This is a genomic window from Marinobacter bryozoorum, assembly GCF_023156245.1.
Lineage (GTDB): Bacteria > Pseudomonadota > Gammaproteobacteria > Pseudomonadales > Oleiphilaceae > Marinobacter > Marinobacter bryozoorum.
Genome location: NZ_JAKZAH010000037.1, coordinates 25,785 through 36,927 on the forward strand (window position 1 = coordinate 25,785; position 11,143 = coordinate 36,927).

9 protein-coding genes are annotated in these 11,143 nt (G+C 59.4%); 4 read left to right on the forward strand and 5 right to left on the reverse strand.

Going from position 1 to position 11,143, the window contains the following annotated elements:
- Nucleotides 1-343 precede the first annotated feature (343 nt).
- The 4 genes from proV (at nucleotide 344) to dsbG (ending at nucleotide 4,648) form a co-directional block, all read left to right on the forward strand.
- Nucleotides 344-1,540: a glycine betaine/L-proline ABC transporter ATP-binding protein ProV gene (gene proV / locus MLC59_RS16080; protein WP_248236397.1), complete on the forward strand. Its 1,197-nt coding sequence runs from the start codon at nucleotides 344-346 to the stop codon at nucleotides 1,538-1,540.
- A complete protein-coding gene (gene proW / locus MLC59_RS16085) occupies nucleotides 1,537-2,688 on the forward strand; it encodes a glycine betaine/L-proline ABC transporter permease ProW (RefSeq protein WP_248236399.1) in 1,152 nt (383 codons plus the stop codon). Before proV ends, proW begins: the two co-directional genes overlap by 4 nt.
- Nucleotides 2,685-3,695, forward strand: coding sequence for a glycine betaine/L-proline ABC transporter substrate-binding protein ProX (gene proX / locus MLC59_RS16090; protein ID WP_248236405.1), 1,011 nt, complete (start codon nucleotides 2,685-2,687; stop codon nucleotides 3,693-3,695). The genes proW and proX overlap by 4 nt, the downstream gene beginning before the upstream one ends.
- Before the next feature lie 158 nt (nucleotides 3,696-3,853).
- Nucleotides 3,854-4,648: a thiol:disulfide interchange protein DsbG gene (gene dsbG / locus MLC59_RS16095; protein ID WP_248236406.1), complete on the forward strand. Its 795-nt coding sequence runs from the start codon at nucleotides 3,854-3,856 to the stop codon at nucleotides 4,646-4,648.
- A gap of 31 nt (nucleotides 4,649-4,679) precedes the next feature.
- Here dsbG and MLC59_RS16100 read toward each other — a convergent pair whose 3' ends face one another.
- From MLC59_RS16100 to MLC59_RS16120, 5 genes are all read right to left on the reverse strand, one after another.
- A complete protein-coding gene (locus MLC59_RS16100) occupies nucleotides 4,680-6,032 on the reverse strand; it encodes a hypothetical protein (RefSeq protein ID WP_248236408.1) in 1,353 nt (450 codons plus the stop codon).
- 75 nt (nucleotides 6,033-6,107) lie between these two features.
- Nucleotides 6,108-6,752, reverse strand: coding sequence for a 3-oxoacid CoA-transferase subunit B (locus MLC59_RS16105; protein WP_248236410.1), 645 nt, complete (start codon nucleotides 6,750-6,752; stop codon nucleotides 6,108-6,110).
- The gene (locus MLC59_RS16110; RefSeq protein WP_248236417.1) at nucleotides 6,739-7,422 is read right to left on the reverse strand and encodes a 3-oxoacid CoA-transferase subunit A; all 684 of its coding nucleotides are present in this window, start codon (nucleotides 7,420-7,422) and stop codon (nucleotides 6,739-6,741) included. The genes MLC59_RS16105 and MLC59_RS16110 overlap by 14 nt, the downstream gene beginning before the upstream one ends.
- 27 nt (nucleotides 7,423-7,449) lie before the next feature.
- Complete coding sequence (locus tag MLC59_RS16115) at nucleotides 7,450-9,396, reverse strand: TRAP transporter permease (protein ID WP_248236419.1); 1,947 nt, start codon at nucleotides 9,394-9,396, stop codon at nucleotides 7,450-7,452.
- A 69-nt stretch (nucleotides 9,397-9,465) separates the two neighbouring features.
- Entirely contained in the window at nucleotides 9,466-10,611 is a 1,146-nt protein-coding gene (locus MLC59_RS16120; RefSeq protein ID WP_248236421.1) for a TAXI family TRAP transporter solute-binding subunit, read from the reverse strand.
- Nucleotides 10,612-11,143 lie beyond the last annotated feature (532 nt).

Below are 11,143 nucleotides of genomic sequence, written 5' to 3' on the forward strand. Positions count from 1 at the left end.
TTGGATAAACTCTTGATTGTTCTGCCTCCACGAACGCCGGGGTTTACCGGTAATCAACGCGGGCAGATGCCATGACAGTGCATGGAAATAAGACGACTACAGTCGCTCACCGTTATCGGGAGGACGTCCTCTGGCGGGTCGTATGAAGGTGTCGCAAGCAGGCGTAACGCCGGGAAATGCGGATCCTTAGAGGCAGGATGCGGGCACACTAACAGAGCAACATGGAAATAGCCACAGGATTTTCCTGTTGGCTGATGGATGGGAAAGTGGACTATTACAAATTTGACATATATACCTGAAATGAGGAGCCTGAAAAACGTTTTACCGCCATCGGGATCGAAACATGACGCCAAAACTGTCGATCAGGAACGTTTTCAAGATTTTCGGAGACTACCCCGAAGACGCCTTCCGGTTTCTGGAACAGGGCTATGAAAAAGACGCTATTTTCGAGAGAACCGGTCAGACCATTGGTGTTCACGACGCCTCGTTTGATATCCATGAAGGCGAGATCTTCGTCATCATGGGTCTGTCCGGCTCCGGCAAGTCCACCATGGTGCGGCTGCTCAACAGGCTGATCGAACCCACTTCCGGGCAGATACTCTTTAACGGCAAGGACATTGCCAAAATGTCTGATGAAGCCCTGCGGGGAGTTCGTCGCAAACAGATCAGCATGGTGTTCCAGTCCTTTGCGCTGATGCCTCATATGACGGTTCTGCAGAACGCCGCTTTCGGGCTGGAACTCTCTTCCATGCCAGTAGCAGAACGGGAGCAGCGCGCGCGCTCGGCCCTGTCACAGGTCGGCCTGGAACACGTCGCCAACAGTTACCCCGACGAGCTTTCCGGTGGCATGCAACAGCGAGTCGGCCTGGCCCGGGCGCTGGCCAATGATCCGGAAGTCATGCTCATGGACGAGGCTTTCTCCGCACTGGACCCGCTGATCCGCACCGAAATGCAGGATGAGTTGCTCAAGCTCCAGGCCGAGGCGCGGCGGACGGTGGTTTTCATTTCCCACGACCTGGACGAAGCCATGCGCATCGGTGACCGCATCGCGATCATGGAAGGCGGCAAGGTGGTCCAGGTGGGCGCCCCGGACGAGATCCTCAAGAACCCGGCCAATGACTATGTCCGGTCCTTCTTCCGCAACGTCGACGTAACATCGATCTATACCGCCGGTGACATTGCCCGCAAGAAGGCACTCACCATTATCGAGCGGGAGGGATCGGGTATTACCGCTGCCAAGGAGCGTCTGCGCAGCCATGACGAGGACTATGGTTACGTAGTGTCCTCCGATCAGCACTTCCGCGGCGTGGTCTCGGTGGAATCGCTGCTGGCGGCAGAACAACAGGAGGGCAAACTGAGTGACGCGTTCCTGGAGACCCCGCCGCTGAACTACAAGACACCCCTGAGCGAGCTGATTGGCCAGGTGGCCTCCTCCGGCGTCCACCTGCCGGTGGTGGACGATGACGGACGTTACCTGGGCGTGATTTCCCGGGCCATCCTGCTCAAGGCACTGGACAGAGACGATAAAGAGGCAGCATGACAGACTCATCCAATCCATGGGCCAGTAACAGCGATGCCGGTGACAAGGCAGAAGCCGGCAATGGCGAGGCATCCAACCCCTGGGGAAACTCCGGTTCCGACAACAGCACGGAAAGTTCGGACAGCAATCCCTGGGGCGGTGATTCCTCCCGGTCGGACACCTCCGGCGAGGCCGGGGGCAACAGCTGGCTGACCAGCAGCGAACCGATACCCGAGGACAACTTTGATATCCTCGACCCGTTTGCCGACGCCTGGTTCCCCCTGGGTAGTTGGGTTGAGACCGGCCTGGACTGGCTGGTGGGCAACTTCCGTCCGGTGTTCCAGGCCATCCGCCTGCCGGTGGACGCGGTGCTCACCGGCGTGGAATCGACACTGCTGGCCATCCCGTCACTGGTCATCGTGGTCATTTTCGGCCTGATCGCCTGGCAGATTGCCAGCCGCACCCTCGCTGTCGGCACCGTGATCTCGCTGGTGGTGGTGGGCGCTATCGGTGCCTGGGAAGAAGCCATGGTTACCCTGTCACTGGTGCTGACATCGGTGCTCTTCTGCATCCTTATCGGCCTGCCCACCGGGGTCTGGCTGGCCCGGAACGACCGGGTTGCCAGCACCATGCGCCCGGTACTGGACGCCATGCAGACCACACCGGCGTTTGTTTACCTGGTGCCCATCGTGATGTTGTTCGGTATCGGCAACGTGCCCGGTGTTGTCGTAACGATTATCTTTGCCCTGCCACCGCTGATCCGGCTGACCAACCTGGGTATCCGGCAGGTGCCATCAGACCTGGTCGAAGCCTCCCGGTCTTTCGGCGCCAGCCCACGCCAGTTGCTGTTCAAGGTCCAGCTGCCACTGGCCATGCCCACAATCATGGCGGGCGTGAACCAGACACTGATGCTGGCACTGTCGATGGTGGTGATTGCCTCCATGATTGCCGTCGGCGGGCTGGGGCAGATGGTTCTGCGAGGCATCGGTCGCCTCGATATGGGCCTGGCCACGATCGGCGGGCTCGGTATCGTCCTGCTGGCGATCATCCTCGACCGCCTTACCCAGTCCCTGGGTCAGGATTCACGCAGCCGCGGCACCCGCCACTGGTATGATCGCGGGCCTGCGGCACTCATTCGAAAACTCATCCCTAGGAGAGCGTCCAAATGAAAACCTCCCTGACAAAACAACTGGCATCCGTGGTTGCCGCCACCACCCTGACGGCCAGCTTCGCGCTGCAGGCCCAGGATAAGCCCGGCGAAGGCATTGAAGTGCAGCCCCTGAAGAGCTCCATTGCAGAGGAAACCTTCCAGACCCTGCTGGTGTCCCGCGCCCTGGAAGAACTGGGCTATGAGGTGAATGACATCAAGGAGATCGAGTACGCTGCCGCCCACGTGGCCATTGCCAACGGCGACGGCACCTTCCTGGCCGATCACTGGGATCCGCTGCACACCAACTTCTTCAACCGTGCCGGTGGTGAAGAGAAGATCTACCGCGAGGGGGTTTACTCTTCCGGTGCCCTGCAGGGTTACCTGATCGACAAGGAAACCGCCGAGGAATACGACATCACCAGCATCGAGCAGTTCAAGGACCCGGAAATCGCGGCCCTGTTCGACACCAACGATGACGGCAAGGCCGACCTGACCGGCTGCACCCCCGGCTGGGGCTGCGAGGAAGTGATCGAGCATCACCTGGACGCCTATGAGCTGCGTGACAGCATCACCCATAACCAGGGTTCCTACTCCGCCATCATCGCTGACACTATCGCTCGCTTTGAACAGGGTGATCCGGTGTTCTACTACACCTGGACGCCATACTGGGTAAGCGGTGTGATGGTACCGGGTGAGGACGTGGTATGGCTGGAAGTGCCGTTTTCCTCCCTGCCCGGCGACCGGGAAGGTGTGGACACTGCGCTGCCGGATGGCACCAACTACGGTTTCATGCCCAACGACCAGCGCATCATCGCCAACCTCGACTTCGCCGAGGAAAACCCGGCAGCGGCGAAGCTGTTCGAGATCATGGAGCTGTCCGCCAACGACATCAGCGCCCAGAACCTGGCCATGCGTAACGGCGAAGACAGCGAGGAAGACATTGCTCGCCACACCGACCTGTGGATCAAGGCCAACCGCGATACCTTTGACGGCTGGCTGGAAGAAGCCCGCGCGGCTGCAGAGTAACCCGTAACTGTCTGCCCCACACCCCGTGGGGCAGACAACCACGCCCCGTACCCCACCTCTCCCTTCACGCCCTGTTTCCGGTTTGTCATCGAACCAGCGGAACTCTCCGCTCAGACTCGGGTCATGAGCCACCTGAATATCTGAGGAGTTATAACGTTATGTCGATTCGACTGGATTCAACACCCCTGCTTCGGCCGGTCACCCTCGCCGCAACCGTGCTCGCACTGGCCTTTGCCAGTCCCGTCTTTGCCGGTGATTACCCCAAGGCTATCCAGCAACTCGAAGACCGGGGAGCCGACATTGTGGGGGAGTTCGACGCACCCAACGGCATGAAGGGCTACGTGGGTGAGATGCAGGGCCGCCCGATGTCCGCATTCCTTACCCCCGACGGCAAGCATGTGATCATCGGTACCCTGCTGGCGGAGGACGGCACCAACATCTCCCAGCAGCAGGTGGAGAAACTGTTGATGGAACCGCGCTTCGCCGAAGCCTGGAGCAAGCTGGAAGACAGCGACTGGGTTGCCGACGGCTCCGATGATGCGGAGGTTGTGCTGTATACCTTTACGGATCCCAACTGCCCCTACTGTTACCGGTTCCGGGAGATGGCCGATCCGTGGATCAAGGCCGGCAAGGTACAGTTGCGCCACATCCTGGTCGGCATTCTGAAGGAAGACAGTGCGCCCAAGGCAGCAACGATTCTTGCAGCGGACGATCCGGAAAAGACCCTCAGGGAGCACCACGATAACTACAAGGAGGGCGGTATCGAAGTGGACAGGTCCGTCGTCAGCCAGACCTACAATGACGTGATGGCCAATGGTGAACTGATGAGCAGCCTGGGCTTGCAGGCCACGCCGAGCACCTTTTACAGGAATGCAGAGGGCAAAATCGCCATGAAGCCCGGCGTGCCTAACCCGAAGGACCTGGAAACCATGATGGGCGGGCCAAAACCTTGATGGGCGCCCATGGAAAAGCTGGCTGGCAGGCCTAACCCGCCAGCCAGGCGGTCAGTGCAGCGGCCAGCAGGCCACCCACCAGCAGACTTACAATGGAGTGAGCCAGGTTCCAGCGGTAGGCCGCCACCTTGGCGGAGTACCCCGTGACCCGCTCCATCAGCAACGAATTGGCTGAATAGGGCGTTCCACCGGTGGTGATCCCCCAGCCAGATACCATTCCGATACCCAGCCCCAACACGGCGTCCGGCAGCCAGATCGGCCCCAACACACCACCGGTCAGTGTACCGATAACAATCGGATTGAGCCCAACCATTCCGCCAAGGAAGAAAACCCAGGGGACGAGCGCAGCCACAACGGGATAACCCCAGCCAGGCAGACTGAACCCGGCCCCCAGCCATTTCAGCGCAAAGCTGCTGATCAGGGCACCCAGAAACGCAGAGCCACCCACAATCACCAGCTCATTACTGACCGGCGCCATTGATGGGAGTGGGTTGCCCCCGCCGCGAGACGAGCCCGTCACCGAGTGAACGAACAGCACTCCGACAGCGCCCAGACAGCTCAGTGTCACTGCCTTCGAATAGCTCAAGCCGAACGGCCCACTCAGTACGAAGGCGCCCAGGCAAATGGCACCGATGATCGCCATGAAACGTAGCCAGGGCAGATACCGTTGCAGACCACCCGCGCCCTGGCCGTCAGCAGAGGGGCCATTGGCTTCCCGTTCTGTGAACAACAGCCCACTGAGCAGGTACAGGATGGCGAGGGGCAGGCTGACGGAAATGAGCTGCCAGCTGTGCAGTCCCGGCAGAAAGGTCACCGTCATGACCACGGATATGGACAGTGGAGAGCAGGTTGGTGAGGCGCCAAACCCTCTCAGGGTTCCCCGGGCGGCATTGCGGGCCATTGCGGAATCTCCCTGGCGCCGCACCTGCCCGGCGATCATGGACGACACCACCCCGACCGAGCCAAAGTTCAGCGGTACTGACAGCACGGTGGTGCCAAAGGTGACGCTCAGATAGCGGACCGTTGGCCGGCCTGCGAACAGGCTCGCGGAAATCCGCTCAAGGTCCCTGGAGCGGCCCAGAAGGGTGGACAGCAGCATCACCGTCAGGATTAGCGCAGTCAGCCTTGTCATATTGACGGCCCCGTCCATCAGGGCGCCCGGCTCATCAATCAGAGCCAGCACAGACATGCCTACCAACAACCCGAAGATGACCCGGGCGACCAGCCTCAGGTCACGCCAACCCAGCAGGATCGCGAGTACAATAGCCGATGCACCCAGCACAGCCATGCCGGGAACCAGCGATAACACACCACATAGCAATGCCAGATAGGCCAGCGCTGACCGTATCTGCATCAGCGGGCCGGCAGGAGTTGTCTGTGTCATGGAGGACTCTTCCAGGGCCGGGTGGAACAGTTTGCTGTACCAACCATGGCCCATTCTTTACAGCGGCGGTACGGTTCAGGACTCCGGTGGCAGAAGTTTTGCGCCCGTTACAGCCTGGACCTGTTCCAGGGTGTTGTCGCCAACCAGTTCTACTACCCGCAAGCCTTCGTCGGTGACATCAAGTACAGCCAGGTCGGAGTATATCCGGTCAACCACGCCCTTGCCGGTGAGCGGATAGTCGCACTCACCCAGAATCTTGGGCTCGCCATCGCGGGTACAGTGCTTCATCAGCACGTACAACTGACGGGCACCAACGGCAAGGTCCATGGCGCCGCCCACGGCGGGTGGTTCGCTGAGATCATTGGTCGCCCAGCTGGCCAGGTCACCGGTGGCTGACACCTGGAAAGCACCCAGCACGGCAATATCCAGGTGACCGCCCCGCATCATGGCGAAGGAGTCTGCATTATCGAAATAACAGCCTCCCGGCAGCAAGGTAACGAACTGCTTGCCGGCATTGATCAGATCCGGATTTTCCTCGCCGGGGGCCGGCGCGGGCCCCACACCGAGTATGCCGTTCTCGCTATGGTATATCACATGCCGGTCGTCAGATACATAGTTTGCTACCTGCGTCGGCATGCCAATCCCCAGGTTTACATAGGCGCCATCGGGGATGTCGCGGGCTACCCGGCGGGCCATATCTTCTTTACTAAGCGATTGCATCGAGCAGCCCCTCCTGCAGGACAACGGTGTCCACAAAGATACCCGGCGTCACGACGGCCTCCGGGTCCAGATCACCAACCTCGACAATTTGCTTTACCTCGGCGATGGTGGTTTTCGCGGCCATGGCCATGGACGGATTAAAATTGCGACCGGCGGTGTTGTAGGTCAGGTTGCCCCAGGCATCGCCTTTCTCCCCGCGGATCAACGCAACGTCGGCGTGCAGGGCGGTCTCGAGTACATACCCCTTACCGTTGAACTCGCGGGTTTCCTTGCCTTCCGCAAGCAGGGTGCCGTAGGCCGTCGGCGTATAGAAGGCTGCCAGGCCCGCACCGGCCGCGCGGATGCGTTCGCCGAGAGTGCCCTGGGGGACCAGCTCAAAGTCGATAGAGCCTTCCTTGTAACGCTTCTGCAGCCATACCGACCCTTTCGAGCGGGGGAAGGAGCACACCATCTTGCGTACCAGACCGTCTCGCAGCAGGGAGGCAATGCCCTCTTCTGCAACGCCGGCATTGTTGGAGATAATGGTCAGATCCTTCGGAGCATGACGTCGCAGTGCCTCGATCAGCTCCAGCGGAATGCCGGAACTGCCGAAACCACCGATCATGACGACATCGCCATCCTTGACGACGGAGACTGCCTCCGCCATGGAGTTACCGATTTTATTAATCACGATGTATTCACCATCACTGAAACGTGTTTAACGACTTCCACCAACGGTCACTGCCGGGAAATTGAGGAAGCGGCTGCTTACATAGATCAGCGCTACCAGGCCAAAACCAATCAGGTCCGTCATCAACTCAGGATAGATAAGCGAGCCCCCGGCGATGAGGACCAGGATCCGTGCCGGCCAGCCGAGCACACCGATCCGGTACAGGTAGCCTTCCATCGCCGAGGACAGCAACCAGATCGCAGTAATTGCCGTGAACGCTGACGTAATGATTTTGGTAATTTCCCCCTGCAGGATGAGCGAGGGGTTGATGACAAACAGGAACGGCAGGATGAACAGGATGCCGCCCAGACGCATGGCATAGACCCCTGTTCTTCCGGCTTTGGCGTCGGCCACACCCGCAGCGGTGATCGCGGCGAGCGAGACTGGCGGCGTGATGTAGGAAAGCATGCCCCAGTACAGAATGAACAGGTGGCTGGCCAAGGGGTTGAGGCCCGCATTTACCAGCGCGGGCGCCAGCAGGATGGAAAGGAAGATGTAGCAGGCGCTCACCGTCATGCCCATACCCAGCACAAAGCTGGTCACGGCGCCGGCGATCAGCATTAACGGGATACTGCCGTCCGCATAGAGCAACAGCTCCCGCGAGAACGCCCCCGCTACGCCGGTGTAGGAAAGACCACCCACCACCAGGCCGATACCCGCCAGGATAGCCACCAGGTTGGCCACACTCGTGGTCAGGTCCTGCATGAATGCCAGCGCCCGCTTGAGGTTCAGCCGGTGGTTACGCTTGAACATCGAGATGCCCAGCAGGACAACGGTCGCATAGTAGGGGGCATAGGCCTCAAGACGCATCACCAACAGCATATAGATCAGCATGAACAGGGCCAGCAGATAGGGCCAGCCGTCCTTGAGGGTCTCCCACAGATTCGGAATCTCCGACTCCGGCAGCCCTTTCAGGCCTCGCCGGGCAGCGTAGATGTCCACCTGGAAGATCAGTGCCAGATAGAACAGCAGTGCCGGCAGGAAGGCAGCGATCATGATCTCGGCATAAGGCACACCGAGGAACGACGCCATGATGAAGGCCACGGCCCCCATAACGGGAGGCATCAGCGTACCACCCGTAGAAGCACAGGCTTCCACTGCGCCGGCATAGTGCGCCGGGTAACCGGTCTTCTTCATGGTCGGTATGGTGATGGGACCGGTTGTCAGAATGTTGGAGATAACGCTGCCGGAAAGACTGCCCATGATACCGCTTGAAAGCACCGACACTTTTGCCGGACCACCCCGGCTCTTACCCATCAGGGAAGTGGCGAACTGCATGAAGAACTCGCCCCCGCCTGTGGCGGTCAGCGCCGCACCAAACACCACAAACCCGATCACGAGTTGTGCAACCACCTGCATCGGAATGCCGATCACACTCTCCACACCAATAACATGGGCACGGATAATCTCAGGCAGGGTGTACTGATTGCCCCAGAGGAATCCGGGCATGGAATCGGCGTACAGGGGATAGGTTCCAAAGAACAGGGCCACGAAGAGTAACGGCCAACCGCCACAGCGCCTGACACCCTCAAGAATCAACACCAGGAGGATGCCCGACAGGACGGTCGCTTCCGTGGGTGCCTCGAACTCCCAACCGTAATTAATCATGGTCAGGCCGTGGTAGCCCAGATAACCGGCGCAGATCAGGGCCAGAATGGCCAGCGGCCAGTCGTACCAGGAAACCTTGCCGGTCGCTCCCTTCCAGGCCGGAAACGCGATATAGGCAGCTGCCAGAAAGATACCGATCAGGTAATACAGATAGGCATTGCCAAGGGGTTCAAACCCCAACAGTTTCAGGTTGAAAGTCTGATTGATGGCCATAAGCAGGCCGAGGGTACCCAGCAGTATAACCACCCAGTACCCGGCCCCCCTGAGACGTCCCGCCTTGGGTTCAGGCGCAGGCGCCGCCTGCTCAGCGGAAGTGGAAGCACTCATGACGTGGTTTCTCCGGAAAAAATGGCAGCCACCCGGCCGGGTGGCTGCCCTTGCGAGGGAATCGCAGGGTTACTTGACGGACTCGAGGGCGCGGGTGCGATGAGCTTCCCAGATTTCGGCGAACTCTTCATCGCTCTTGCCCTCAGCTTCGGCCAACGCTTCAGGCCAGGCGTCCATCAATGCGTTGAGGCGCTCGGTACGCTGGTCGTTCCAGGCCTGGTGTTCCTCGGTCCAGATACCCTTTTCCTTCAGGTAACGAATGGCGCCGTCGTGGAACGGGACGTCAATGGCCGGTGTGCCAGCCTCTTCAAGATCCCAGCGATGCATGGCTGCCGTGGCATCCTTGTACATGCCATAGGTTTCGTCCAGCGCTTTGATATAGTTGTAGACCGCATCCTCATCCATATCGGCGCGCACGGTCAGAACCGGATACCGGTAAGCGAAAATGTCGACCGGGTTTTCCTCACTGATACCAGCGCCGATTGTTTCAGTGTAGGGCTGGAAAAACGGTGCTACTTCGCGCAGGCGCTTCCAGCCTTCCTCGTCGTCTTTAGGTACGTCGAGCCAACGGATGCCACGGGGCGATTCCGCCAGCTCATAGACGTGGCTGGGCGTGGTTGTGGTGCAGGAAGCATCAGCCTCACCACGGGCCAGCGAGCTCATCGTGTTGGCATAGGTGGGGAACATGATGGCTTCGACGTCGTCGCGGGTCAGGCCCACGAATGCCAGGAAGGCATCGCATTTCACGTTGATGGAGGGGTTGCCGGCGACGTAGGCGAACCGGGACCCTTTCAGATCCTCCAGCTTCATGATGTTGGCGTCGGCTGCGGTGAAAATACCGAAAGATGAAGGCCGGCCAGCGACCGCTCGAAGATCCTGAGGTCCCCAGCGACGGGTGGAGAAGTCATGGATGCCTTCCGCAGCAAAGAAGGTTTCAGTGGCCAGGAAAGCGTAATCAGCACGGCCGCTCAGCAACGGCTGTAGTCGCCCGATGGCAGAGCCAGATGGCTGGATCCGGATACGTGTGCCGTATTCCTTACCAAAGGCATCGGCGATGGCAGACGCTTCGGCGTAACCGGCCGAACCGACGTCGTAAGAGGACCAGGTCATGGTATCCGGCAGTTCCTGGGCAACTGATGCCCCGGAGAACAGGACTGATGCCCCCAAGGCAGCGGCAGACAGTGTTTTCTTCAGAGAAGAGTTGGCAAAAGGCATAGGGATCTCCATTGGCTTTTTGTTGTTTGGTTCGTTTTCAAACATAGTTCAGATTTCAGATCCGTAAACAAATTAGCCGGTGGGGGCGCCTAGCGTCAAATTTTTATCAATATGCTGTAAATTTTTATTGCATAGTGAGAAGATAGGAATCTCATTCCTGAAGCCCACGCCAGTTGTCTACCTCCTCCCGTATGATCGACACTACCTCCAGTCTGCGTTGCTCACTCATGCGGGAGGTGACAGACGCGACGCTGATCGCTGCATACTCGGCAGAACCCTGCACAGGGAACGCCACCCCGACTGCAGAGACCTCGGGTACGATACGTCCTTCGTTGACCGAATAGCCGTATACCCTAGGAGTCTGCGCGGCAGGAGACACCTTCTGGCATAATGCGTAAAAATTCTTCAGCACCGGAGAATCTGATGGGAACCACTTTCCGCCCGTATTCGCCTGGCCAGGAACTGCTTCTTCCCCCGAGCCTGAACGAGTGGCTGCCTGAGGGGCATCTGGCCTATTTTGTCAGTGATGTCG

Coding starts and splice junctions, on each gene's coding strand:
- proV (WP_248236397.1), top strand. CDS start 344: ATGACGCCAAAACTGTCGATCAGGAACGTTTTCAAGATTTTCGGAGAC.
- proW (WP_248236399.1), top strand. CDS start 1,537: ATGACAGACTCATCCAATCCATGGGCCAGTAACAGCGATGCCGGTGAC.
- proX (WP_248236405.1), top strand. CDS start 2,685: ATGAAAACCTCCCTGACAAAACAACTGGCATCCGTGGTTGCCGCCACC.
- dsbG (WP_248236406.1), top strand. CDS start 3,854: ATGTCGATTCGACTGGATTCAACACCCCTGCTTCGGCCGGTCACCCTC.
- MLC59_RS16100 (WP_248236408.1), bottom strand. CDS start 6,032: ATGACACAGACAACTCCTGCCGGCCCGCTGATGCAGATACGGTCAGCG.
- MLC59_RS16105 (WP_248236410.1), bottom strand. CDS start 6,752: ATGCAATCGCTTAGTAAAGAAGATATGGCCCGCCGGGTAGCCCGCGAC.
- MLC59_RS16115 (WP_248236419.1), bottom strand. CDS start 9,396: ATGAGTGCTTCCACTTCCGCTGAGCAGGCGGCGCCTGCGCCTGAACCC.
- MLC59_RS16120 (WP_248236421.1), bottom strand. CDS start 10,611: ATGCCTTTTGCCAACTCTTCTCTGAAGAAAACACTGTCTGCCGCTGCC.